Below are 22,552 nucleotides of genomic sequence, written 5' to 3'. Positions count from 1 at the left end.
GAAGAAGAGAATTATGATGCAGACAGAAACAATCAAAAACCTGGAATCCTGGAACGACTTTATTAAGGAAGTCAACAGTGATCCGCGGTTTGCCAATCCTACAATTGCTACGCCGGAAGCGTATGAAAATAAAATCATCCGGGCGGTGGATGATCCTGAAAAGCTGGTGCTGGGTATCCTGGAAGACGGGGTACAGCAGGGGCTGTTCGTTTTCAGCGTCCTGAAGGATGACCGGTACATGGAAATGCTGGCCGGCTTTTCCCGCTCCGGAGAAGCATACGAAGTTATGGCAGAATACCTGCAGGAATGTTTTCCGGGATTTGAGGCGGATTTTGTATTCAACCCGGCCAATGACCTGCTGACAGACCTGCTGAAACGGAAAGGGGCGGAACTTGATCCGGAACAGCAGTTCATGAGACTAACCGGAAATCCGCCGGCTGTGGATACCGAAGGAATTGAGCTGCTAAGCGAATCCAGGAAGGAGCAGTACTTTGCCCTTCATAACAAGGATATGTACTGGACCGGGGAGCGAATTGCTGAAGAACCGGATTATTACCGGGTGTTTGTTGCCGTGGAGGATCAGCGGGTGGTCGGATACATAGACGTGACCTGGCCAAAGAGCCCCAATTATGTGTGGGACATACTGGTGGCGGAAGAATGCCGCGGCAAAGGATGGGGCAGGAAACTGCTTGCAAAAGCCATTGAAATGAACGAATCCGGCGGTATGGAGCTGGACGTGAATACGGACAATGCTTCGGCTGTCCGGCTGTATGAATCCATGGGTTTTACGAAAACGGAGGGACGGAATACGGTTTCCGCCTTCTGGAACATTCCGGAAGCATAAAAGTATGAAAAAGAGGGTGCGCATGAAGCGCACCCTCTGCTGTTCTGCAGAATGAGATTAAACACTCAGGTACCGGTCCATCAGCCGGGCTGTGATGATATACATCACAGTGGCGAGGACCAGCGCGATAGCAGACTGAAGCAGGAACACCGTAACAATCCCCAGGGAAGAGGGCACAAGGCCCATAATCTTCTGAATGCCGAAGTTGAGCAGCGCGAACAGGGCAAAGGTGATGACCATGTTGCCTTTTTGCCCGTTTAGCAGGGAAGAAGATATCACATCCGCAAGGTAGGCGGTGGTCACACTGCACAGGATGCTGCAGATTATATAGGCGAGCAGTGCGGCCAGGTGAGGGAACGTAGGGGTGAGACCGATTCCGAAATTCTCCAGGAATGTGGTGATAAACTTCAGTTCCTGCTTGATGAGGGAGAAATCCAGGAGGCAGAGCGCCAGCCCAACGGCACCGATACCCAGCATGGAAAGGCCGTTTTCCGCCACTTTGGCGCCGAGAATGCGGTAGGTGCTGTTGGGCGTCATGAACAGCATGTAGCCCTGGCGGGTGTTCATATCCTTGTGCAGGGTAACCAGGCTGATGATGCCGATCGCCAGCAGGCCGCAGAGGAAGGTGAACAGGAACAGGGACAGACCCAGGGTGGTGGTTGAGTCGTTGCCGGTCCAGTATCCATAGAGGAAGATGCCTTCAAAAATGACGAGCAGCGCGAGGAGAACCATTTTCGGAAAGAGGGTTTTCCTGAATTCATATTTCAAAAGCCGAAGCATTATGCCTGCACCTCCCCGTGACCGAAGATCGCACGGTAGCGGTCCGCCATGGAGACGCCATCCACTTCCCGCATTTCTTCCAGGTCCCTGACTTCAACCAGATGGCCGTTGCTGATGAACACCGCCCGGTCCGCGATTGCTTCCATTTCCTCCACCAGATGGCTGGACAGGAGCAGCAGCTTTTCCGGGACAGCTGCACTGAGAATCGCAGGACGGATTTCGTCCCGGGCAAGCAGGTCAATGCCGTTGAAGGGTTCGTCCAGCATATAAACCTTCGCATCCCTGGCCAGGGTCAGGGCAATTTTCATCTTGGCCACCATACCGCTGGAGAGGGTGCGGATTTTATCCTTTTCATTCAGGCCCATATCATGAAGCATACGCAGGAAACGCTCCATGGAGAAATCCTCAAAGAAATCCTGATAGTATTTTCCGGCGTCTTCAATGTTCATCCAGTCATAGAAATAAGGTTCCGTGGACATATAGGCAACGTCTTTGCGGCTTTCGATTCCAACGGGTGTTCCGTTGAAAAGGACTGTGCCGGAAGTGGGCTTTACCAGGCCCGCCGCCATCTTCATCCAGGTGGTTTTGCCGCTGCCGTTCGGCCCCAGCATTGCGTAAATATGCCCGGGCTCCATGGACAAAGACACACAGTCAACGGCGGTTTTGGCACCGTATTTCTTGGTCAGTTCCTTGCTCTCAAGCATGATCTGTATCCTTCCTTTCATTCAGAAGCCGGACCGCGTCATCACGATCCATTCCCAGCGCACTCAGGTCCCGGAGAAAGCGATCCGCCGCTTCCGAGGCCATCTGCGTGCGGAGGGTTGAGATGGTTTCCCTGTTTTCCGTGACATAGGTTCCCATGCCGCGGCGGGTTTCACAGAGCCCTTCACGCTCCAGCTCCTGATAAACTCTTGCCGCTGTATTCGGGTTGATGGAAAACTGCATGGCCAGGTCTCTTCCGCCGGGCAGTTTTTCCCCCGGGCCGATCGCACCGGTAACGACCGAACCCTTGATCCGGTTGACAACCTGCAGCCAGATGGGGCTCATGGGATCAAAGTCCATAGCCATCCTCCTTTGCAGTGACTTAGTGTACGATGTAGATAGTACACTATGATACACTGCCTGTCAATACCTTAATCAAAAAAAGATCGCACGGACGTATGCTGCCCGTGCGAAAAGGGGAAAAATATGGAAGGAAGGTGGATCACTTATATTGGCTGAGCCCGGATTCCGGACTGGTGGCGTACAGGTACAGATTGGCCAGCGTCAGGGGCCCGGCAATGCCGTCCGTGGAACTCAAGCCGGAAGCCTCCTGATATTTGCGGACGGCGTTTTCTGTATTGGTGCCGTAAATGCCGTCAGCGGAGCCGCCCAGGTAACCCATGGCGATCAGGATGGTCTGGACGGTCTTTACCCGGTTGCCGACAGAACCGTTGCACAGGGTGGAGTAGTCTCCGCCGAACACCGGATCCCGTGCGCCGGCTGCAATCTCCGGCAGGATCGATTTCAGCACAGTCGGAAACTTCTCAGTGGTTTTCGGAGTGACCTGTTTTGAGGTGGAAGCATTGTTCTTCTTTTTCAGCACTGCTTTGAGTGCGCCCTGCGTATCCGCGCCGGCGAGGCCGTCCACGGTCAGGTCGTTTGCTTTCTGGAACTTTTTGACGGCTTCCTCTGTTTTGGATCCGAATACACCGTCCGCCTTTCCTTTCAGGTATCCCAGGGAAATCAGGGATTTCTGCAGGGACTTCACATTGTCACCTGTGGAGTTGAGGGAAAGGGTGGCGGGTTTCACAGCGTAGGAAACGGTACAGACAGAAAGCAGAAGCACAAAAATCAGAAACAGGCTGATAAGCTGTTTTTTCATCATTCTGCGTTCCCTCCTTCAGAATTGGCAGTTTTTTACAATGAGAGGATATCACATTATTTCCAAAATGTAAACAGAATATTACAAAATAATTACACGCAAAAGAAAAATATTACAAATATTACATAAATAAACGATGCGTCCGAAGGCGCATCGTCCAATGCTTTGTACTGGTTTCAGGTTAAAATGGACAGGAGTCTGCTGAGGTTTTCCTCAACGGGCAGGGTGCCGTCTATGCGGGTAACGGGGCAGGAAACGGTATCCAGCCACTGCGTCACATAATCATCCGGGCGGCTGTCGGTCAGGGCGTACCAGCGCTGTTCCTTTTCATACAGATCGCCGCCGGGAAGCACCCGGTTCCCGAACTTCCGGTATGAACGATCCCGTACCCGGAGGCTCAGGATTTCCCTGGGTACCTCAATCAGCACGATATGATCCAGGAAGGCGGGCAGCTTGTCTCCGTAATCTCCTTTGACCGCGGCAAACACAAACCGGCGGTCCTTTTCGATCAGATCCTCCAGGTGCCGGATGACTTCCTCCGTGCTCCTGGGTGCTGAATAGAGATAGGATGGATCATCCTTTGGAAAGTATAAGTCCTCGTTGTCAATGAAACGGTATCCCAGGCGCTCCGCCAGCAGCCTGCCCAGGGTGCTTTTGCCGCAGCCGTTGAGGCCGCAGATCAGGATTCCCATATAAGTTGTTCCTCTGTTTCTGTAATCTGTGAGGAGAATCAGTCCAGCGAAGCGTACATGGAGGCCATCAGCTTCGGGATGAAGCGATAGTGTTCACCCGGAAGGTTGGTGGTCAGGTAGACGCAGGTGAGGTTTTCCTTCGGATCCACGCAGAACCAGTTGCCGAAGGCGCCGTCCCAGCCCCATTCGCCGACGGAACCGTTGATGTCCGCCAGCTCGGGATTGGTCATGACGCGCACACCCAGGCCGTAGCCGTAGCCCCGCTGGGTTTCCCAGCTGTCGCCCTTCCGCTGTTCCGGAGTCAGGTGATCTGTGGAGATCAGGTCAATTGTCTTCCGGCCGAGAATCCGGACGCCGTCCAGCGTGCCGCCGTGGAGCAGCATCTGGGCAAACCGGGAATAATCCTTTACCGTGGAGAACAGGCCGCCTCCGCCGCTTTCAAAATCCGGCTTGGAGACGGGATAATCCCGGTCATCCGGCTTCATGCCCTCAGTAATATGGTACAGGGTGGCAATCCGGTCGCGCTTTTCGGCCGGGACAAAGAAGCCGGTGTCGGTCATGCCCAGGGGATCAAAGATGTTTTCCTTCAGGTATTCACCCAGGGATTTGCCGGTCAGCACTTCCAGGACAACGCCCAGGATATCAATGGAAAAGCCGTACATCCATCTTTCTCCCGGCTCAAAGGCGAGGGGAAGCTGGCCGACGAGGTTGGCATATTCCACAGAACCCGGGAAGGGAAGGCCGCTGGACAGCCATTCGTTTTCCTTTTTGCTGCGGATCCGGCCCGCGGCGGTGTCTCCCCAGCCATAGGGGACGCCGCTGGTCATGGTGAAGAGCTGCCGCAGGGTCACTTCGCCTTTGGCATCCACGATTTCATAGGAACCGTCCGGCTTTTCCTTCGCGATCTTCGGGTTTTTGAATCCCGGCAGGTATTTGCTTACGGGATCCCAAAGCTTGAACAGGCCCTGTTCATAGAGCTGCATGATGCCGGCCACGGTGATGACCTTGGACATGGAGGCAATGGGAAAGATGGTATTGTCAGACATCATTGTTTTGCTTTCAATATCCGCGTATCCGAAGCTTCCTTCAAAGAGGACTTCGTCATTCCGCAGGATCCGCGCGGAGCAGCCGGCAATCTCGCCGGAGTCCACGAAGCGGCTGAGCGTGTTCTGAATCAGTTGGTTCATGGATATACCTCCTTCGGGGGTGAATTATTATTCGGAATGAGATAGTCGGATTATATCATTCTTTTGCGTCCCTGCACAGGGAAAAGATCTGTCGCCTGTGGGGGAAGCAGAAGCCGGGGTCCGGCGTTTCATGAGAGGAAAGAAAAGTTTTTCATTATGTTATATTTCCGGATCAATGATCCGTCTAAACAGGTGAAGGAGGTGAAGCCGGAAATGGAATCTGCCAGGATGCCCGGCAGCAGTCCGGAAGAAACGCTGGAACGGCTGATCCGGGAAAACGAAGTTTCCCTGAAACGGCTTTGCTATCTTTACCTTCACGACAGAAGCCTGGCGGAGGACGCCGTACAGGAAACCTTCCTGAAGGCTTACCGATTCCTGCAGGATTTCCGCGGGGAAGCCAATGAAAGGACTTACCTGACCCGGATCGCGATCAATACCTGCAAGGATATGCTCCGGACAGGCTGGTTCCGCCATATGGACCGCCGGGTCATGCCAGAGGAGCTTCCGGCCCGGGAAGAGGCTGATCCGTACCACCGGGAAGTGGCAGCGGCTGTGATGAACCTGCCGCGGAAGCTGCGGGAGGTGATCCTACTGTACTACTACCGGGGACTGAACATGCAGGAGATCGCGGAGGTGCTGAATATTACACAGCCGGCAGTGACGGGCCGGCTGAAACGGGCACGGGAAAAACTGAAAACAGAGCTGAAAGGGGGCGGCATCGATGAAGAATGAAAAGCTGAAGAACTGCATTGACGATGCTCTTTCCGATATCCGGGAAGATCCCTGGCTGTTGGGGAAAGTGCTTTCCCGTGCGAAGAACGAGGATGGTATGCCGGTGAAGAAGAGGATTACCCTGGGCACAGTGCTGATTATGCTGGTGATTGTCCTGTTGATGAGCGCGGGAATCGCGGCTGTCAGCGGATGGAATGTGCTGGATTTCCTGAATGAATGGGAAGATAAACCCGCTCCGTATATTATGAACACGGTACAGCAGGAGTCGGAAACGGAAAACGCCCGGCTGAAGGTAGAGTCCGTAGTCTATGACGGGGAAACGCTTGCTTTTGATATGACCCTGGAAAACAAGCATCCGGAAGTACCGATGTGGTGCTGGGTAGAGAAGCTTACCGTCAACGGAGAACCTTGCGAGCCGGGCATAGTCTGTGTTCCGGCCAGAAGCGGCAGCGAGGATGGATCGCTTGATGTGGTGAGCAGCGGCTTTGAGGACCAATGGCTGCCGAATGAGGAGTATCCTGACGGGATTGCAAAATGTGGAGAAATCGTCGATCTTTCTCTTATTCATGCTGGCAGAAAAGAGAGCGTCCATGTGGAGATGAGGGTGAGGACATATCGCCCCATCCGTCCCGTGACGCTAATTGATATCGACGGATCTTTCCGCGAAGAACTGGAACAGAAAGCAGCAGAAGGTTACTATGCGATACCGGGTTATCAATGGGATCAAATCCTCTATCCGGAAGGGCATTTCTGTCCTGAGGAAGACCTGAGTATCTGCCCTGAAGGCTGGTCCATTGCGGTTTCAGGCTCTCCGGAGGAGAATGGCATGGGCGGTATGACGGAGGAGCCCATGGAGATCAGTTTTGACGCCCCAAAGACAGAGCTGGTGGAAGGAACGGTTCATCTGCAGCCACAGGAAAGCTATGAAAACGAATACTGCACCGCGGTATTTGAAAAAGCCCAGTTTTCTCCCCTTGGACTGGAACTGACACTGCGGGTGAAACCGAAAAATGACCAGTGCGTGCCCAAGGGCGTCTGCCGCCTGGCGGACGGAGAAGGCAACCGGCTGACCGGGAGCAGCTTCTTTCCGGACGGGAGAGAAAGATATGCTTCTGATGAGTATGAAGGGGAACTGATCTGGCAATACCGGTGGAAGTTCCTTCAATTTGAGGAACTGCCGGATACCATAGCCCTGACCTGTACACTGGAAAACGGTGAGGAACTGTATTTCCCTGTGAAGGTCAGATAAGCAGAATAAATGAAACGGAGAACCGGAATAAACCGGTTCTCCGTTCTTATATCTGCCTGTTTTTTCTCCTTACCGGGAGCCGTTCCGGATGGTGCGGATGAGATAAAACCAGGCAACGGATTCAGGAATCATCAGGAGCAGGGCGACAGGGCTGACGAGCGCCCTGTGGAAAGCGAGACCCGGCCGGATGGCCGCATAGGTTACCCCGCAGGCCAGCCAGCTGAACAGGACGTCCATCACCGTCATGGCGATGATCCTGATCCGGCTGGATTTGTTCCGGATGGCGTCGGGTTTGGTTTCGGTTCCTGTCGGGTTTTCTCTCACTGTGAGACTCATGGTTCAATCCTCCTCGGGAGCATGTTCTTTTCCGAACGGTTATACGTATCCGCGCAGGAGGACGGCAGTAAAACTCAAGAAGTTTTTCAGAAGCTGATGATTCTTTTCCAGTATTCAGTTAATGCGTTACGGACTTTTTCAGACTTGAGATATACAGGATCCGGCTGTGTTTTACTCCAGATAATGGCCTCGGAGCCTTTAATAAGAATCCTCGCGAGCGTCATGTCATCCACATCCAGGGTATTTCCGATTGCTCCGCTTTCCTTCAGCCTGGTAAATGCACGGGCCAGCGGGGGGATCATTGCTTCCAGGGTTCTGTCATGCAGGGCGGAACGTACGGTCCAATGGAGTTTGTTTCCCTGAAACATGCGGGTGTAGGTATCAGCGGTCCGGCCAAGCTCGTTCAGGAAACAGTCAATGATCTGATCCATATTCAGCGTATCGTCATCCAGAATAGCGCTGACCCGTCTGGTATATGCTTCCATGAAACTTTCCGCCACTGCTTCAAAAAGCGCTTCTTTTGACGCAAAGAAATGATAGAAGCTCCCCGTGACAACATGGGCTTCCTCCAGAATCATTTTGACGGAAGTTTTTTCAAAACCATTTTCGAAAAAAACCTTAGCGGCGGCCTGGATGATTACGTCCCTTGTTTCGCCTCTTTTTGCCATAATTCCCTGTCCTTTGCAAGATCATTGGCCGAAATATACGGATTCCGGTACAGTTTACGCTTTTCCGGGAGCCCCATGAATCTGACAAGCAGCGCTTTCGAATCCGCCGCGTTCAGGAGCTTCCGGTCACCTTCTGTTATATTATACCCGATTGCACGTTTCGGACAACTGACAACGCATGCCATACAGTTGGCGCAGTGATGCTGAAAGGCAGGTTTTCCGTTTTCCAGGATAATATTCCCGCAAGGGCAGACCCTGCTGCACAGACCGCATGAAATACAGTCAGCGCTGATTGTAAATGGGTTGTCCGCATACTTCTGCAATTCCAGATACGGAGTCATGACACGCTCCCTTTTCCGCCGGATAAATGCGCCTGCACGGGGATAATCCCGTTTTCTTCGCCGGACAATATCCTCTGCAATTTTCCGAAGTTTCCGTTCAGCCTGCGGTACCATCAGTTTTGCGGAAGGGAAGGGTGGATACACAATGGCATAGTTGGCCACATTGTGTACCTTATTGCCGTAGTCCAGGGCTATTCCCCTGGCAGAAAGAATTCCGGCAAGTCTCTCACAGGCTATTCCACAAATAAAACTGGGCATAGCGACTGCAAATATATAGGCGTTCGGATTGACGGACAGTTTTTCCACAAAAGCGGCTGCCGGCGCAGGCATGGACCAGTGATACACAGGAAATATAAAGCCAATGACGTCACAGTCTGTTGCCGGTACTTCTTCCGGATTGACTCTCATGGATATGATTTCCGTATCCTTCAGCTGCTGTGCGATCACCCGCGCTGCCCGCATACTGTTTCCTGTTCCTGTAAAGTAGTAAATTCTTCCTTTCATGGATTGTCCCCCTTCAATATAGAATATCGTTCTACAAAATCATAACAGAGGGAGATCCCAGGTGTCAAGAGAAAATAGAATAACGTTCTATAAAGTTGAAAAGATAGATCCGTAATGAGCAGCAAGGAGAATAGTATATTCTTGAAGCCGGGTTCCTGATGTAATATAATTCTGATGATATCGGTTATCCGGACAGGAGGAATATGCATATGAGCGTTCTGGAGCAGCTGAACGGCGGAGGAGTGTATCTGATCTGCGGTTCAATCGTGGCATTTATTGCCGTGGTCTGTGTGATTTTTATGGTGCGCGCCTGGCGTGCGGGTAAAGCCCTGGGCATGGACGTGACCCGGATGAAACGGGCGGTTACGGCCAGCGCAACCTTCTCCGTTCTGCCCAGCGTGGGCATCCTGCTGGGCGTCCTGGCCCTGAGCGGGAGCCTGGGCGTACCGTGGCCGTGGCTGCGGCTGTCCGTGATCGGCGCCCTGCACTATGAGACGCAGGTAGCGGATGCGGCGGCGGAACAGCTGGGCGTCTCCCTGGGATCCGGCCAGATGACGGCCCAGGCCTTCCCGACGATCGCCCTGCTGATGAGCATCTGCATCATGTGGGGAATGATTCTTTCCACTCTTTTCAACAAGAAATACCTGCACCGGCTGCAGCAGGGCGGGAAAAAGGAAACCCGCACCGGCGGCGGTTTCGGTGACAAGGCGATGGCGGCCATGTTTATCGGCATGGTGAGCGCCTATATCGGCAGCTATGTCGGCGGATGGATTTCCGGCGGCGGGCTGTTCTCCTTCTCCGGCAGCTGGACGCCGCTGGCGGTTGTGGCCGCGGCGGCACTGGCGATGGCCGTGTTTACCTACTTCTCCGAGAAGAAGGGCATGGCGTGGCTGGACAACTTCTCCATCGCGGGCAGCATGCTGATCGGTATGCTGGCGGCGGTGCTGATCGGGCACTGAGAGGGGAGTGAGAGAAATGGACAAGCAGAAGAACTATGAAACTTACCTGAAATCCACCCACCGGCTGGGTCGGATTGTTTCCATGATTACGCTGGTGCTGCTGGTCGGCGCACCGTTCATGATCGGCACGCTGCTGGGCGCGGGTCCGGACCTGGGCGCGGTAGCCCGGGGCTTCCTTTCCGTAGGCCTGGTCTGGACGGTTTCCAGCGTGGTGGAATTCCTGGTCTACACGCCCATGCTGGGCGCCGGCGGAAGCTATCTGGCTTTCATTACCGGCAACCTGATTAACATGAAGATTCCCTGCGCCATGAACGCGAAGGAACTGGTGGACGCCAAATCCGGCACAGCGGAGAACGAGGTGATCGCGACTCTGTCCATCGCCACTTCCGCCCTGGTGACGATTATGGTGCTGGCACTGGGTGTGGTGCTGCTGATTCCGCTGCAGCCCGTGCTGCAGAGCCCGGTGCTGGCTCCGGCTTTTGCCAATGTGGTGCCGGCGCTCTTCGGCGCCATGGCCTATAAGTATTACCGGAAGGATCCGCTGCTGGCGCTGATTCCCCTGACGGTGATGATTATCCTGTTCACGCTGGTGCCGAGCCTGACGTCTTCCACCAGTTTCATGATCATTCCCGCCGGCGCGCTGGCGATTGCCCTGGCCTGGATGAAATACCGCCGGGAGACGAAGGGAGCAGGTGCATGATCGTACTGTGGATTGTGCTGGGACTGATCGGCCTGCTGCTGGTTCTGCTGCTGGCCGCGGTGATCCGCACCCTGTTGATTCCGGGAAAGCAGTCCACCTACCGGCCGGATCCGGATCCGGAACGGGCGGAAAGCTATGCCCGGAAGCTGGCTGACATGGTCCGGTATGAAACGGTGTCCGTGCCCGGAGAAGATCAGCGGGAGAAGTTCCTGGGCTTCCATAAGGTGCTGGAGGAACTGTTCCCCCTGGTGCACCGGGAACTTGAAAAGACGGAGATTGACGGCAACCTGCTGTTTTACTGGAAGGGGCAGAAAAGCGACCGCCCGCTGGTGCTGATGAGCCATCAGGACGTGGTACCCGCGGAAGGCTTCTGGGAACATGAACCTTTCTCCGGGGATATCGCAGACGGCAAAGTCTGGGGCCGGGGAGCCTCTGACACAAAGTGTTCGGTAATGGCCTTCTTCCAGGCGGTGGAAGAGCTGCTGGCAGAAGGATGTGTTCCGGCACAGGACGTGTACCTGTCCTCCTCCTGCACGGAGGAATGGGGCGGAGACGGATGCCCGAAGCTGGTGGCCGAGCTGGAAAGACGCGGGGTGAAACCGTATCTGGTCTGCGATGAGGGCGGCGGCATCATAACCGAACCCATCGGCGGTATTCACGGCAACTTTGCCATGGTGGGCGTGTTTGAAAAAGGCAAGGCGGACGTGCGATTCACCGCCAGATCCGGCGGGGGCCATGCCAGTGCTCCGCCTGCTCATTCCCCGGTGGCAAGGCTGGCTGCCTTTGTGAACGAGATTGAGACACATCCCGTTTTCCGGCGGAAGATGCCGAAGGAAGTGGCAGCGATGTTTGAAACGCTGGCACCTTATGCAGGCTTTCCGCTGAAGCTGGTGCTTTCAAACCTGTGGCTGTTCCGGCCGATCCTGCTGAAGGTGCTGCCCATGATCAGCGCGCAGGCAGGCGCCATGATCCGGACCACCATGGCCTTTACCCAGATGAGCGGATCCGACGCCTGCAATGTGCTGCCCCAGGAGGCGAGCGTTTCCGCCAATATGCGGTTTATTCCGCACCAGGGCATGGAAGAAAGCCTGGGGATTGTCCGGAAGCTGGCGGAAAAGCACGGGCTGGATATGGAAGTGCTGGCAGCCAATGATTACACAGAGCCGGTGGATATCCAGGGAGAAGCCTTCCGGACAGTACAGCGCGTGATTGCGGAAACTTTCCCGGGCTGTGCCGGAAGCCCCTATGTGATGACCGGCGCCACGGATTCCCGGTTCTATCAGAAGATCTGTGACAACGTGGTGCGGTTTGCTCCGGTAATCTACGGACCGGAACAGATGAAGGGGATGCACGGAGTCAATGAAAATATTGAGTATAATTGTTTGCCGGGAGCGGTGGATTTTTACCGAAATCTGATAAAGTCTGCAGGCAAATGAAATAAATACACTTTGTGAATTTGTGAAATATGGCTTCGCCATATGAAATACCGGCCGTCGGCCAATGTGAAATGTTTGCTTCGCAAACGTTGTATTTACTTTTAATTCGGATTGCAAGGTATCCGGGCAATATGGTAATATGACGGGGAAAATACAAGGAGGAATAAAGAGATGAAGCATAACGGAATGTGTTTCAGGCTGATCGCGATCGTGCTGGTGCTGATGCTGGTGTTTTCCTGCGGGAATGTGCTGGCGGAAGAAGGGGGTTCCTCCTGCCCGGCAGCGGAATCCGAAACCGTGGCAGCGCTGCTGAATGTACCGGATTTTAAATTCTTTGTGCGGGAAAACGGAATCGGCAAGGGTTCCTGCCCCATCTATACTGCCCCTTCGGAGGATTCCATCCGGCTGGCTGACGGAAAAGCGGCCTGCAACGTGGAGATCGAAATCAGCGTGGGCGGCTATGTGGACAGCTGGCTGATGGTCCGCTGCGAATTGAAGGACGGGAGAGCCCGCGTGGGCTATATTCCGCCGAAGTACTGCAAGCCCCTGAAGGCGAATATTTCCAAACTGACTCTTGTCAGCATTCCTGTGAAACTGGCTCAAAGCATTGATATCACGGACAACCCGCGTTCCAACAGCACGCCTTTCGGGACGCTGCAGAAGGGGACGGAAATTACCATACTCGGCAAGTATACCTATACCGGCAACTGGTGGTATGTGGAAACAAAACTGAACGACAGGCTGACCCGCGGCTTTATCGATCGTGACTGGGCGGCACTGAAGATCGACGGCAAGGTTTATACCGGCAATGAAGAGCTGGGTTTCCCGGCGCTTTCTCCGAGGAACACCGCAAAAACCGGCATGATCACCGTTAACGGCAATTCTGACGACGCCATGATCGTGCGGAGAAGGTCGGATCCGGAATCCAGCATGGTGGCCCGGATCTACGGAGGCGAAAGCTATCCCTGCTACGCTGAGGAAATCGGTTCCACAGAGAAGACCTGGTATTACATCTGGGTGGACGGCGTATGGGGATGGATCTCATCCGGCCATTCGGAGTACACGGCGAACGATGAAATCACAGACCTGGATTAAACGATAAGGACAGGAACAGCATGACGTACAGAACAGAACACGATTCCATGGGTGAGGTCCGCGTTCCTGCGGACCGGTACTGGGGAGCACAGACTGAGCGGAGCCGGAACAATTTTCCGATCGGCGCCGGACGGGAAAACATGCCGGAGGAAATTATCCGGGCTTTTGCCGTGCTGAAAAAGGCAGCGGCACTGGCAAACCGGGAACTGAAGCCGGCAAAAATGACGGCGGAAAAGTGCGATGCGATCCGGCAGGCGGCTGAGGAGATCCTGGCCGGCAAACTGGACGGGCATTTCCCGCTGGTGGTCTGGCAGACAGGCTCCGGTACCCAGAGCAACATGAACATGAATGAAGTCATCGCGAACAGGGGAAACGAGATCGCAGGGCAGAAGCTGCTGCACCCCAACGATGACGTGAATATGAGCCAGTCCTCCAACGATACTTTCCCCACGGCGATGCATATTGCCGCGGCGGAAGCCATGGAACGGACAGGCGCGGCCCTGACCCGGCTGAAGGATGAGCTGATCCGGCTGGAGAAGGAAAACGCGAACGTGCTCAAGTGCGGCCGCACCCATCTGCAGGACGCGACGCCGATCCTGTTCTCCCAGGAGATTTCCGGCTGGCGTTCCAGCCTGGAAAAGGATGAGGAACTGCTGAAGCTGGCGGAGAAACCGCTGCTTTCACTGGCCCTGGGCGGCACAGCTGTAGGAACAGGACTGAATGCCCCGGCGGGCTTTGACAGCCTTTCCGCCACGAAGATCGCGGAAGAAACCGGACTGCCCTTTGTGACAGCGGAGAACAAGTTCCACGCCCTGACATCCAAGGATGAAATGGTGTTTGCCCACGGCGCGCTGAAGGCGCTGGCGGCGGACCTGATGAAGATTGCCAATGATGTCCGGTGGCTGGCCAGCGGCCCGCGGCTGGGACTGGGCGAGATTATGATTCCGGAGAATGAGCCGGGATCTTCCATCATGCCGGGCAAGGTGAATCCTACCCAGTGTGAGCAGGTGACCATGGTGGCAGCACAGGTGATGGGCAATGACGTGACAGTCGGCATTGCGGCCAGCCAGGGCAACTTTGAACTGAACGTATTCATGCCGGTATGCGCCTACAACTTCCTGCAGAGCGCACGGCTGCTGGCGGAGAGTATGGATTCCTTCCGGGAACGCTGCGTCAGCGGTATCCAGGCCAACCGGGAAAAGATGCAGGAGAATGTGGAGCGGTCCCTGATGCTGGTGACAGCCCTGTCTCCGAAGATCGGCTATGAGAACGCGGCGAAGACCGCGCAGACAGCGCACCGGGAAGGGCTGAGCCTGCGTGAAGCGTGCGTTAAACTCGGTTTCCTGACGGAAGAAGAGTTTGACGCGGCATATCATCCGGAAGAAATGGTTTGAATGAGGTAGGAGGTAGGAGGTAGGAAGTGGGATGTATATCCTCCAGACTGCCTGCTAGCGATTGATAATGACGGAAAGACTGTATTACGACGACGCATACCTGTGGGAATTTGAGGGGAAAGTCACGTCGATAAAGAATGGGACGCGGCCGGGAGAATGGGTAATTACCCTGGACCGGAGCGCTTTCTATCCGACTTCAGGCGGGCAGCCCTATGATACCGGTACGCTGACCTTCGGCAAGGTGACCGCGAAAGTCACGGACGTGGAAGTGGACGCCGACGGGGAAGTCGTTCACACAGTGGACAAGGAAATCCCCGTGGGTACTGCGGTGCGCGGAAAAATAGACGGCGCACGGCGTACGGATCATATGGAACAGCATGGCGGCGAGCATATGCTGGCCGGCGCCATCTGGGAAAAGCTTGAGGGGACGACGATTGGCCTGCACCTGGGCCAGACGGAATCCACCATTGACGTTTCCCTGCCGGAAGGCCGGACCCATCTGACAGAGGAAGAAATCCTCATGCTGGAAAACACGGTGAACGAACGCATCCGGATGGACGCGCCGATCCGCTGCTGGTTCCCGGATGAGGATGAACTGAAGCGCCTGCCGCTGCGCAAAGCGCCCACAGTAACGGAGCATGTACGGATTGTGGCCATGGGGGATTTTGAAATGGTCGCCTGCGGCGGTACTCATCCTTCCTCTACCGGAAGAATCGGACTGATCAAGATTCTTTCCGCTATTCCGGCCAAAGGAAAAGTCCGGGTGGCTTTCGTGTGCGGCGGCCGCGCGGTGAGCCTGTTTCAGACCTATATGCGCTATGCCGACAAGGCCGGTGCGGCACTGAGCTGCCCGGTGGACAAGCTGTCCTCAGCGGCCAGCGACCTGAAATACAGGCTGTCAGAAGCGGAAAAACGGGCCAACCGGCTGGAGACCAGGGAGATCCTGGCATCCATGACGGAAGCCGGAAATACGGAAGACCTGCCGGGCGTGACGCTGTGCGTGCTGACCATGCCGGAGACTGACGGAAGGGCCGTGACAGCGGCGGTATCTGAGTATATTTCCGCCAAGGGCAGGGCCCTGCTCCTGTGCGCCGGAGAACGGCTGACCTTTGCCCGGTCTGCGGACGTGAAGATTGATATGAATGACCTGATCAAGCGGGTCGCCCGGGGCGGCGGCAGGCCGGATATGGCCAGCGGCGCGGGAATTCCGGAGTGTGTATCCGTGGCCCGGAAGATCCTGATGACGGAGGGAATCAGCAAATGACGGAAGAAAAAGACCTGATCCGGATCCGCTGGCACGTGGACCGTACCCAGGATCCGGCAATGTACATGCTGATCTGCCTTCATCCGGACTATCCGAACCTGCAGGTGAGCGTTTCCTCCGGCGAGGTGACCGAGCGGGTAGCCAAGGCAAAGCTGATGCAGGAAATGTTTGAACTGGGAGAAAAGCTGGGAATCGAGCCCAGAAGGCTCCGGTTCAAGATTAACGGAATTGAAGAGTAAAAGAAAACGGCTGCTTCCACGGAAGCAGCCGTTTAAATATCGATTGAATTACTTGATGACCAGCATGAGCAGGCTCAGCACAACGAAAACCGCGGCAGCGATCTTGGTGCACAGGGCAAGCTTGGCCTCGAAGGTCTTGGCCTTGGACTTGCTGAGATAGCTGTTGGACTGGCCGGTGATGGCGCTGATGCCGCCTTCTTCAGAAGACTGCATAAGAACGGAAACGATCATAAAAAGCGCTGCGATGATCAGCACGATAGAAATAACAGTAGCCATAAGAACAAAACCTCCTCGATAAATCAGCCCGCATATCATAACATAAGGGATTAACGATGTCAATTGAAAAACTGAATTCTCATGGAATTCAGTTTTTTCAAATTCACAATTCATAATTCATAATTCATAATGATGTGTGTTTTCCTATGTGATGGAAAAACCAAATACAATTCTGAACTCTGAATTCTTAATTCTGAATTATTACAGTTCCCGGTTCTGCTTCCTGGCAGCCAGGGCGGTGAGGCAGCATTCCTTACTGCGCTCAATGTGATGCTTCATCAGGGTTTCGAAAGCGGGCAGATCCTTCTGTTCCACCAGGTCCACCAGCTTGTGATGCTCCGCATTGGCGTCGGACCGGCGGTCCTCCTGACGGATGGCCATGGCGGAAAAGCGGCGGATGTATTCATCCTGGCCTTCAATGACCCGCAGGATGCGGTTCTTTCCGGAAATGGAGGTCAGCCGGGTATGGAAGTCACGGGCGATGGGGGAGAGGTTCTCCACATCGTTCTTCGCATCCAGCTCATCCATCCTGGCAAGCATTTCCCGCAGCTCGGCGATGTCTTCCGCCGTCGCGTTGGCAATGATGTCCGGCAGCGTCAGCATTTCCAGACTGTTGCGGATGGTGTAGATCTGCTCCACGTCATCAGCGGTAAAGGCGTGCACGATAACGCCCCGGCGCATGACGTATTCTACGAGACCGTCCCGTTCCAGCTTCCGCAGGGCTTCTCTCAGCGGCGTGCGGGAAATGTGAAGACGATCGGCGTAATCTGTTTCGACGATCCGTTCACCGGCAGGAATTTCACCGGTAATAATGGCCTTTTTCAGCACTTCGTAAGCGATTTCCCGAATGGGCCGGCTTTCCATCATAGGCTGGAATGACAGGGACATGCTCTTTCCTCCTCATCAATAAGTACAGAATTTTTTCTGCACTTTGTATACAAATTACAGCAAAAAAACAATTTTGTCAATAAGTTGCAGAGAAAGGGATAAAAACGGTATAATAATACGTTAAATTTATTTCCTGATTCTTTGATCAGAAAGCATATTTACAGAGATTACTGTTGCTGAAAGGGCAATGAAGGAGCGGGATACATGTTCGAGAAGTTCAACGCACTGGTGAATGAGCCGATGAGTGCGCACACGACGCTGAAGCTCGGCGGGCCGGCAGATTATATGGTTTTCCCCCATGACGAGGAAGAGATTGCCGCTTTGTTTGCCGAGGCCTGCGCAAACAACGTCCCGGTGACAGTGATCGGACACGGGAGCAATCTGCTGGTGCGGGACGGCGGTATCCGCGGCCTGGTGATCTGTATTGGAAAGAACATGCGCCAGATTACCCGGGAGGGCAACATCATCCGCGCACAGGCCGGTGCAATGCTGGGCACTGTGGCGATGGAAGCAGCGGAAGCCGGACTGCGGGGACTGGAATTTGCTTCCGGGATTCCCGGTACCGTGGGCGGCGGCGTGACTATGAACGCCGGCGCATATTGCGGAGAGATTGTGCAGGTAGTAAAGGAAGTACACGGTATTTATCCGGACGGCAGGAAGATCTGCCTGAGCCGGGAAGAAATGGACTTCGGCTATCGTCATTCTGTTGTAATGGAAAAAGGCTTTATCGTTACGGAAGCCGTTTTTGAACTGGAACCCGGTGATCCGGCTGTGATCCGCGCGAGGATGTCTGAGCTGAACGCGAAACGCGCTGAAAAACAACCGCTGGACCTGCCCAGCGCCGGCAGCACATTCAAACGCCCTGAAGGATATTACGCTTCCGCACTGATTGATCAGTGCGGCCTGAAGGGATACAGCATCGGCGGGGCACGGGTGAGCGAGAAACATGCCGGCTTCCTGGTGAATACCGGTAAAAGCAGCAAGGATTTCCTGAATCTGATGCAAAAGGTGCAGGATATAGTGGAAGAAAGGGCTGGTGTCCGGCTGGAGCCGGAGATCAGGATAATCGGTACAGATTTATGAGATATATCATCGTCACAGGCCAGAGCGGAGCGGGCAAGACGGCCTGCGTCCGCTATCTGGAGGATAAGGGAAGCTTCTGCATGGACAACATGCCGCCGATGATGCTTCCGAAACTGATCGAAGCCTTTGACACAACCCCGGTGAAGCACCAGACGGTGACGATCGCTGTGGACGTGCGCAGCGGTGAGTTTTTTGACGCCAACGCCGTGGCGAAAATGATCCGGGAACTGCGCCAGATGGGTCATCAGATTGAGCTGATCTTTATGGAGGCCAGCGACGAGACGCTGCTGGACCGCTACAAGGAGACGAGACGGGAACACCCCCTGTGCCAGGAAGGCCTGACCCTGATCGAGGCCATCGTGGAGGAACGCACCCGCCTGCAGCCGCTGCGGGAAACCGCCGGCTACGTGATTGATACCACGAATATGACTTCCCTGGCCATGAAGAAGGCGCTGGACAAGGCCCTGGGCGATCTGTCCGATACGGAACCGCCGATCCGGGCGGAAATCCTCAGCTTCGGTTTCAAAAGAGGCCTGCCGCGGCAGGCTGACCTGGTGGCGGACGTCCGCTTCCTGCCGAATCCTTTCTATATTGAAAACCTGTGCAGGCATTGCGGCCTGGATGAAGATGTGCGCAGCTTCGTGATGGATCATCCCACCACGCAGGAGTTTATGCGCCGGTATACGGAACTGCTGGATTTCCTGATTCCCCATTACCGGGAAGAAGGTAAGCGCCGGCTGGTGATCGCCATCGGCTGCACCGGCGGAGCCCACCGCTCTGTCGCCATAGCCGAAGCCCTGGGACAGTATCTGCGGGAGCAGGGACTGCCGACGGAAATCAACCACAGGGACCTGTTGCTGGAGCAGGCACGCTGGACAACGCCGGTTGAGGAGGAATAATGCGCACTTCGGACACGCGGAGCTTTTCCGCCGGGGTAAAGGAGGAGCTGATCCGGCTCCCCCTGGGGAAGTCCTGCTGCATGCTCAGCGAGATTTCCGCCCTGACCCAGACCTCCGGCCACCTGTCCTTCCGGGGCGGCGGCTGGATCTCCGTCAGTTACCGGCTGGATAACGCAGGTACGGCACGACGGCTTTTTCAGCTTCTGAAAATGCGCCTGGGGGCCGCACCCAAGCTTCATTTTGTCCAGACGAGCCAGCTGGGCGGCCGCCGGAGCTGTGTGCTGACCCTGGGAACGGATGATACGCGGGCCTTGTTGAACGCCCTGCATATGGCAGAGGAAGACGAGAACGGCCAGCTCCACCTGAAACATACCGTTCCGCGCCATCCCATGACGCGCCAGTGCTGCCGCCGGGCTTTCCTGCGCGGAGCATATCTCGGCGCCGGAACGATGACCAATCCGGAAAAAGGGTATCATTTTGAGTGGAAGGCGGATGACCGGCTGGCGGATACGCTGGAGAAGCTGCTGGAGAAATGCGAGCTGCCTTATCACAGCTACCTGCGGAAAGGCCAGCGGATCATTTACCTGAAGGACGCCCAGCAGATCTCCGATATGCTGGCTGTCATGGGCGCCGGCAGCAGCGTGCTGGAAATGGAAAATATCCGGATCAACAAGCAGCTGCGGGCCGCAGCGACGCGGGCTGCCAACTGCGATGAACATAACAGTGAAAAAATGCTGGACGCGGGCCAGAAACAGGCGGAAGCCATCCGCCGGATCTCACTTGCCCGCGGCCTGTTTACCCTGCCTCCGGCCCTGCGGGAAGTGGCGAGACTCCGGGTGGAAAACCCGGATATGAGCCTGCAGGAACTGGGAGAAATGATGGATCCGCCGGTGGGCAAGAGCGGCGTGAACCATCGGCTGCGCCGCCTGATGGAGATTGCACAGCAGGTGGAAAAAGAATACGGGAAAGGGGGAGAAGAAGCATGATGATCGCATCACTGGCATACTGCCTGATGTACCTGTTTTTCGGTGTGATGACGGTCCGCTTCCTGCTGCCCCGGCACCGCCCGCTGAACCGGCTGTGGCTGGGAATGAGCCTGGGCCTGCTGGAGGAAATGTGGCTGCCCGCCCTGGGCGCTTTCCTGTTCCGGTTTGAGGTGGAAGCGCATGCTTTTGCCGCGGGCGTCCTGTTTCTCCTGACCGTTTTGTGCTGGTTCCTGCGGGACAAGCGCACACCGGCGGAATGGGATGAAAAGGAAAGCGAGCTGCTCCGGCAACTGCTGATTATCGGTGTTCCGCTGACCATCCTGGGCATCTGGCTGCAGTACAGCCATGTGATGCGTGTGGACGCGGACGGAAACTGGAATGTGGGGCAGAGCACCTACGGGGATCTGCCGATGCACCTGAGTTTTGTCACCGGACTGGTCGGGAAGAAGTTCCCGGCGGATTATCCGTTCTTCCCCGGAGCGCGGCTGAGCTATCCCTTCCTGACAGACAGCCTGAGCTCCACCTTCTATCTGCTGGGATGCAGCCTGCAGGCTGCGGTGATCATTCCCGGATCGCTGATGATGGCCCTGTGCTATATGGGCGTGCTGGTGCTGGCACGGGATATGACCGGCGGCAAGAAGACCGCACTGCTGGCAGCGGCACTGTTCTTCCTGAACGGCGGACTGGGCTTCCTGTATGACTTTGACCAGGCAGGCAGCGGCACCTGGACGGTGCTGGATGAGGACGCTCCCTTCCTGACAAGGATGGGACAGACGATATCCGACTGGTTCTCCACCGCTGCGGAACGGGTTAAGCTGATCCTGACGGGTTATTACAAAACGCCCACCAACCAGCCGGATCCCAACAACCTGAGATGGAGCAATGTGATCTGCGATATGCTGGTTCCCCAGCGGACGACGCTGGGCGGCTGGTGCATGGTTGTGCCCTGCTTCTATCTGCTGAATACGGAATTCCGGGCGAAACTGCTGGACCGGGAGAACCGGAACCGGGGGCTGATCCTGCTGGGCATCTGGGCAGGAGCGCTGCCCCTGATCCATACCCACAGCTTCCTGGCCCTGGGACTGGCGTCCCTGGGTGCCATGTGCTATGACCTGATCCACGGGGATCCGAAGGCGCTCATGGAGCGCAGACCCAGGTGGAGAATCCTGCTCCGTTACGTGGTTTACGGCCTGATCGTCCTGGCACTGGCGGCGCCGCAGCTGTTCTGCTTTACCTTTGGCCAGGCCTTCCAGGAGGATTCCCATTCCTTCCTGAAGCTGCAGTTCAACTGGGTGAACAATCCGGGCGGAAACGGCATGCGGGATCTGTATCTCTGGTTCTATATCAAGAATATCGGCCTGCCGGTGCTGGCACTGCTTGCAGCGCTGTTTGAAAAGAAACCGAGGAACCGCCGGATTTTCTGGATGGCGCTGCCCATTATCCTGGCAGCGGAATTCATCCGCTTCCAGCCCAATGAATATGACAACAACAAGCTGTTTTACCTGGCGTGGCTGCTGTGCTGCATGATCATCGCGGATTGGGTATCCGGCCTCTGGAAACGCCTGGAGGGCTTCGGCGGAAGGCGGTTCCTGGCGGTACTCGCGGCGTTTGTTACCTTCTTCAGCGCCGGGCTGACGATCTGGCGCGAATGCGTTTCCGACTATATGGCTTTCAGCGCCGATTCCGTGGAAGCCGGCGAATACGTCCGGGACAATACTCCGCAGGACGCTGTGTTCATTACCGGAACACAGCACCTGAATCCGGTACTTTCCATCGCCGGACGGACAATCGTGTGCGGACCGGATCTGTGGCTGTACTATCACGGCTTCGATACGTGGGAACGGAACCGGGACCTGGAAGATTTCTATGAGGATCCGCAGGCAAACCGGGATGTTCCGGAAAAATACGGCGCGGAATATGTGCTCGTCTCCAGCTATGAGCTGAGCAGCTACAACGTAGACGAGGAAGGCCTGGAAGCATTGGGCGAAAAGGTCTTTGAAAACAGCGAGGCGAGCATCTACAGGCTTGCCCCTGCAAAAACCGAATAAAAGTGTAAATTTGGATAAAAATTCCTGTTCAAAAAGGTGGGATTGTGATAGAATAATCACAAATCCCGACCGGCGAGGCCGGATCACG

The 22,552-nt window shown here is 55.4% G+C and carries 25 protein-coding genes; 14 read left to right on the top strand and 11 right to left on the bottom strand.

Going from position 1 to position 22,552, the window contains the following annotated elements; genetic code table 11:
• Window positions 1-13 precede the first annotated feature (13 nt).
• Window positions 14-844, top strand: a complete 831-nt coding sequence (locus JRC49_02465; protein QTE71715.1) for a GNAT family N-acetyltransferase — start codon at window positions 14-16, stop codon at window positions 842-844.
• A gap of 57 nt (window positions 845-901) precedes the next feature.
• On the opposite strand, the gene JRC49_02460 is transcribed toward JRC49_02465, so the two are convergent.
• From JRC49_02460 to JRC49_02435, 6 genes are all read right to left on the bottom strand, one after another.
• Window positions 902-1,624, bottom strand: coding sequence for a hypothetical protein (locus JRC49_02460; protein ID QTE71714.1), 723 nt, complete (start codon window positions 1,622-1,624; stop codon window positions 902-904).
• Window positions 1,624-2,328, bottom strand: coding sequence for an ABC transporter ATP-binding protein (locus JRC49_02455; protein QTE71713.1), 705 nt, complete (start codon window positions 2,326-2,328; stop codon window positions 1,624-1,626). The genes JRC49_02460 and JRC49_02455 overlap by 1 nt, the downstream gene beginning before the upstream one ends.
• Window positions 2,321-2,686, bottom strand: coding sequence for a GntR family transcriptional regulator (locus tag JRC49_02450; GenBank protein QTE71712.1), 366 nt, complete (start codon window positions 2,684-2,686; stop codon window positions 2,321-2,323). Before JRC49_02450 ends, JRC49_02455 begins: the two co-directional genes overlap by 8 nt.
• A gap of 142 nt (window positions 2,687-2,828) precedes the next feature.
• Complete coding sequence (locus JRC49_02445) at window positions 2,829-3,491, bottom strand: peptidoglycan-binding protein (GenBank protein ID QTE71711.1); 663 nt, start codon at window positions 3,489-3,491, stop codon at window positions 2,829-2,831.
• A gap of 173 nt (window positions 3,492-3,664) precedes the next feature.
• Complete coding sequence (locus JRC49_02440) at window positions 3,665-4,180, bottom strand: AAA family ATPase (protein ID QTE71710.1); 516 nt, start codon at window positions 4,178-4,180, stop codon at window positions 3,665-3,667.
• Between the two features lie 38 nt (window positions 4,181-4,218).
• Window positions 4,219-5,367: a beta-lactamase family protein gene (locus JRC49_02435; GenBank protein QTE71709.1), complete on the bottom strand. Its 1,149-nt coding sequence runs from the start codon at window positions 5,365-5,367 to the stop codon at window positions 4,219-4,221.
• Window positions 5,368-5,595: 228 nt separating this feature from the next.
• On the opposite strand from JRC49_02435, the gene JRC49_02430 reads away from it, so the two are divergent.
• On the top strand, window positions 5,596-6,099 hold the full coding sequence (locus JRC49_02430; protein QTE72770.1) for a sigma-70 family RNA polymerase sigma factor: 504 nt from the start codon (window positions 5,596-5,598) through the stop codon (window positions 6,097-6,099).
• Complete coding sequence (locus JRC49_02425) at window positions 6,089-7,348, top strand: hypothetical protein (GenBank protein QTE71708.1); 1,260 nt, start codon at window positions 6,089-6,091, stop codon at window positions 7,346-7,348. The genes JRC49_02430 and JRC49_02425 overlap by 11 nt, the downstream gene beginning before the upstream one ends.
• A 69-nt stretch (window positions 7,349-7,417) precedes the next feature.
• Here the strand turns inward: JRC49_02425 and JRC49_02420 are convergent, their stop codons facing one another.
• The 3 genes from JRC49_02420 to JRC49_02410 form a co-directional block, all read right to left on the bottom strand.
• A complete protein-coding gene (locus JRC49_02420; protein ID QTE71707.1) occupies window positions 7,418-7,684 on the bottom strand; it encodes a hypothetical protein in 267 nt (88 codons plus the stop codon).
• A gap of 86 nt (window positions 7,685-7,770) precedes the next feature.
• On the bottom strand, window positions 7,771-8,352 hold the full coding sequence (locus JRC49_02415) for a TetR/AcrR family transcriptional regulator (protein ID QTE71706.1): 582 nt from the start codon (window positions 8,350-8,352) through the stop codon (window positions 7,771-7,773).
• Window positions 8,322-9,197 carry an EFR1 family ferrodoxin gene (locus JRC49_02410; protein QTE71705.1) on the bottom strand — a complete coding sequence of 292 codons (876 nt, stop codon included), beginning with the start codon at window positions 9,195-9,197 and terminating at the stop codon, window positions 8,322-8,324. The genes JRC49_02415 and JRC49_02410 overlap by 31 nt, the downstream gene beginning before the upstream one ends.
• Before the next feature lie 209 nt (window positions 9,198-9,406).
• Here JRC49_02410 and JRC49_02405 point away from each other — a divergent pair, with 209 nt between their 5' ends.
• The 7 genes from JRC49_02405 to JRC49_02375 all read left to right on the top strand — a co-directional run bounded on the left by JRC49_02405 (window position 9,407) and on the right by JRC49_02375 (window position 16,284).
• A complete protein-coding gene (locus JRC49_02405; GenBank protein QTE71704.1) occupies window positions 9,407-10,156 on the top strand; it encodes a DUF5058 family protein in 750 nt (249 codons plus the stop codon).
• Between the two features lie 16 nt (window positions 10,157-10,172).
• Complete coding sequence (locus tag JRC49_02400; protein ID QTE71703.1) at window positions 10,173-10,856, top strand: hypothetical protein; 684 nt, start codon at window positions 10,173-10,175, stop codon at window positions 10,854-10,856.
• Window positions 10,853-12,292, top strand: a complete 1,440-nt coding sequence (locus tag JRC49_02395) for a M20/M25/M40 family metallo-hydrolase (GenBank protein QTE71702.1) — start codon at window positions 10,853-10,855, stop codon at window positions 12,290-12,292. Before JRC49_02400 ends, JRC49_02395 begins: the two co-directional genes overlap by 4 nt.
• 171 nt (window positions 12,293-12,463) lie before the next feature.
• Window positions 12,464-13,387, top strand: coding sequence for an SH3 domain-containing protein (locus tag JRC49_02390; protein QTE71701.1), 924 nt, complete (start codon window positions 12,464-12,466; stop codon window positions 13,385-13,387).
• A 20-nt stretch (window positions 13,388-13,407) separates the two neighbouring features.
• The gene (fumC, locus tag JRC49_02385; GenBank protein QTE71700.1) at window positions 13,408-14,781 is read left to right on the top strand and encodes a class II fumarate hydratase; all 1,374 of its coding nucleotides are present in this window, start codon (window positions 13,408-13,410) and stop codon (window positions 14,779-14,781) included.
• Window positions 14,782-14,848: 67 nt separating this feature from the next.
• Window positions 14,849-16,045 (top strand): hypothetical protein, encoded by a 1,197-nt coding sequence (locus JRC49_02380; protein QTE71699.1) that lies wholly within the window; start codon window positions 14,849-14,851, stop codon window positions 16,043-16,045.
• Window positions 16,042-16,284, top strand: a complete 243-nt coding sequence (locus JRC49_02375) for a hypothetical protein (GenBank protein ID QTE71698.1) — start codon at window positions 16,042-16,044, stop codon at window positions 16,282-16,284. The genes JRC49_02380 and JRC49_02375 overlap by 4 nt, the downstream gene beginning before the upstream one ends.
• 48 nt (window positions 16,285-16,332) lie before the next feature.
• On the opposite strand, the gene secG is transcribed toward JRC49_02375, so the two are convergent.
• Both secG and JRC49_02365 read right to left on the bottom strand, forming a co-directional pair.
• Window positions 16,333-16,560, bottom strand: coding sequence for a preprotein translocase subunit SecG (secG, locus tag JRC49_02370; protein QTE71697.1), 228 nt, complete (start codon window positions 16,558-16,560; stop codon window positions 16,333-16,335).
• Window positions 16,561-16,761: 201 nt separating this feature from the next.
• Window positions 16,762-17,448, bottom strand: coding sequence for a GntR family transcriptional regulator (locus JRC49_02365; GenBank protein QTE71696.1), 687 nt, complete (start codon window positions 17,446-17,448; stop codon window positions 16,762-16,764).
• Between the two features lie 204 nt (window positions 17,449-17,652).
• Between JRC49_02365 and murB the strand changes: the two genes are divergently transcribed.
• The 4 genes from murB to JRC49_02345 are packed head-to-tail and all read left to right on the top strand — an operon-like array spanning window position 17,653 to window position 22,464.
• Complete coding sequence (gene murB / locus JRC49_02360) at window positions 17,653-18,531, top strand: UDP-N-acetylmuramate dehydrogenase (protein QTE71695.1); 879 nt, start codon at window positions 17,653-17,655, stop codon at window positions 18,529-18,531.
• On the top strand, window positions 18,528-19,430 hold the full coding sequence (gene rapZ, locus JRC49_02355) for an RNase adapter RapZ (protein ID QTE71694.1): 903 nt from the start codon (window positions 18,528-18,530) through the stop codon (window positions 19,428-19,430). Before murB ends, rapZ begins: the two co-directional genes overlap by 4 nt.
• Window positions 19,430-20,416: a DNA-binding protein WhiA gene (gene whiA / locus JRC49_02350; protein ID QTE71693.1), complete on the top strand. Its 987-nt coding sequence runs from the start codon at window positions 19,430-19,432 to the stop codon at window positions 20,414-20,416. The genes rapZ and whiA overlap by 1 nt, the downstream gene beginning before the upstream one ends.
• Window positions 20,413-22,464 carry a hypothetical protein gene (locus JRC49_02345; protein QTE71692.1) on the top strand — a complete coding sequence of 684 codons (2,052 nt, stop codon included), beginning with the start codon at window positions 20,413-20,415 and terminating at the stop codon, window positions 22,462-22,464. Before whiA ends, JRC49_02345 begins: the two co-directional genes overlap by 4 nt.
• The last annotated feature ends 88 nt before the right edge of the window (window positions 22,465-22,552 follow it).

The sequence above is a fragment of the Clostridiales bacterium FE2011 genome (genome assembly GCA_017569305.1).
GTDB lineage: Bacteria > Bacillota > Clostridia > Christensenellales > Aristaeellaceae > Aristaeella.
This window is presented reverse-complemented; position numbering and strand designations above follow the sequence as displayed.

Bases quoted from the DNA above. Each gene is read 5' to 3' on its own strand.
- JRC49_02425 (QTE71708.1), top strand. From the start codon at position 6,089: ATGAAGAATGAAAAGCTGAAGAACTGCATTGACGATGCTCTTTCCGAT.
- JRC49_02410 (QTE71705.1), bottom strand. From the start codon at position 9,197: ATGAAAGGAAGAATTTACTACTTTACAGGAACAGGAAACAGTATGCGG.
- JRC49_02400 (QTE71703.1), top strand. From the start codon at position 10,173: ATGGACAAGCAGAAGAACTATGAAACTTACCTGAAATCCACCCACCGG.
- JRC49_02365 (QTE71696.1), bottom strand. From the start codon at position 17,448: ATGTCCCTGTCATTCCAGCCTATGATGGAAAGCCGGCCCATTCGGGAA.
- rapZ (QTE71694.1), top strand. From the start codon at position 18,528: ATGAGATATATCATCGTCACAGGCCAGAGCGGAGCGGGCAAGACGGCC.
- JRC49_02405 (QTE71704.1), top strand. From the start codon at position 9,407: ATGAGCGTTCTGGAGCAGCTGAACGGCGGAGGAGTGTATCTGATCTGC.
- JRC49_02450 (QTE71712.1), bottom strand. From the start codon at position 2,686: ATGGACTTTGATCCCATGAGCCCCATCTGGCTGCAGGTTGTCAACCGG.
- JRC49_02380 (QTE71699.1), top strand. From the start codon at position 14,849: ATGACGGAAAGACTGTATTACGACGACGCATACCTGTGGGAATTTGAG.
- JRC49_02430 (QTE72770.1), top strand. From the start codon at position 5,596: ATGCCCGGCAGCAGTCCGGAAGAAACGCTGGAACGGCTGATCCGGGAA.
- secG (QTE71697.1), bottom strand. From the start codon at position 16,560: ATGGCTACTGTTATTTCTATCGTGCTGATCATCGCAGCGCTTTTTATG.
- JRC49_02440 (QTE71710.1), bottom strand. From the start codon at position 4,180: ATGGGAATCCTGATCTGCGGCCTCAACGGCTGCGGCAAAAGCACCCTG.
- JRC49_02420 (QTE71707.1), bottom strand. From the start codon at position 7,684: ATGAGTCTCACAGTGAGAGAAAACCCGACAGGAACCGAAACCAAACCC.
- JRC49_02415 (QTE71706.1), bottom strand. From the start codon at position 8,352: ATGGCAAAAAGAGGCGAAACAAGGGACGTAATCATCCAGGCCGCCGCT.
- murB (QTE71695.1), top strand. From the start codon at position 17,653: ATGTTCGAGAAGTTCAACGCACTGGTGAATGAGCCGATGAGTGCGCAC.
- JRC49_02390 (QTE71701.1), top strand. From the start codon at position 12,464: ATGAAGCATAACGGAATGTGTTTCAGGCTGATCGCGATCGTGCTGGTG.
- whiA (QTE71693.1), top strand. From the start codon at position 19,430: ATGCGCACTTCGGACACGCGGAGCTTTTCCGCCGGGGTAAAGGAGGAG.
- JRC49_02465 (QTE71715.1), top strand. From the start codon at position 14: ATGATGCAGACAGAAACAATCAAAAACCTGGAATCCTGGAACGACTTT.
- JRC49_02395 (QTE71702.1), top strand. From the start codon at position 10,853: ATGATCGTACTGTGGATTGTGCTGGGACTGATCGGCCTGCTGCTGGTT.
- JRC49_02435 (QTE71709.1), bottom strand. From the start codon at position 5,367: ATGAACCAACTGATTCAGAACACGCTCAGCCGCTTCGTGGACTCCGGC.
- JRC49_02455 (QTE71713.1), bottom strand. From the start codon at position 2,328: ATGCTTGAGAGCAAGGAACTGACCAAGAAATACGGTGCCAAAACCGCC.
- JRC49_02460 (QTE71714.1), bottom strand. From the start codon at position 1,624: ATGCTTCGGCTTTTGAAATATGAATTCAGGAAAACCCTCTTTCCGAAA.
- JRC49_02345 (QTE71692.1), top strand. From the start codon at position 20,413: ATGATGATCGCATCACTGGCATACTGCCTGATGTACCTGTTTTTCGGT.
- JRC49_02375 (QTE71698.1), top strand. From the start codon at position 16,042: ATGACGGAAGAAAAAGACCTGATCCGGATCCGCTGGCACGTGGACCGT.
- JRC49_02445 (QTE71711.1), bottom strand. From the start codon at position 3,491: ATGATGAAAAAACAGCTTATCAGCCTGTTTCTGATTTTTGTGCTTCTG.
- fumC (QTE71700.1), top strand. From the start codon at position 13,408: ATGACGTACAGAACAGAACACGATTCCATGGGTGAGGTCCGCGTTCCT.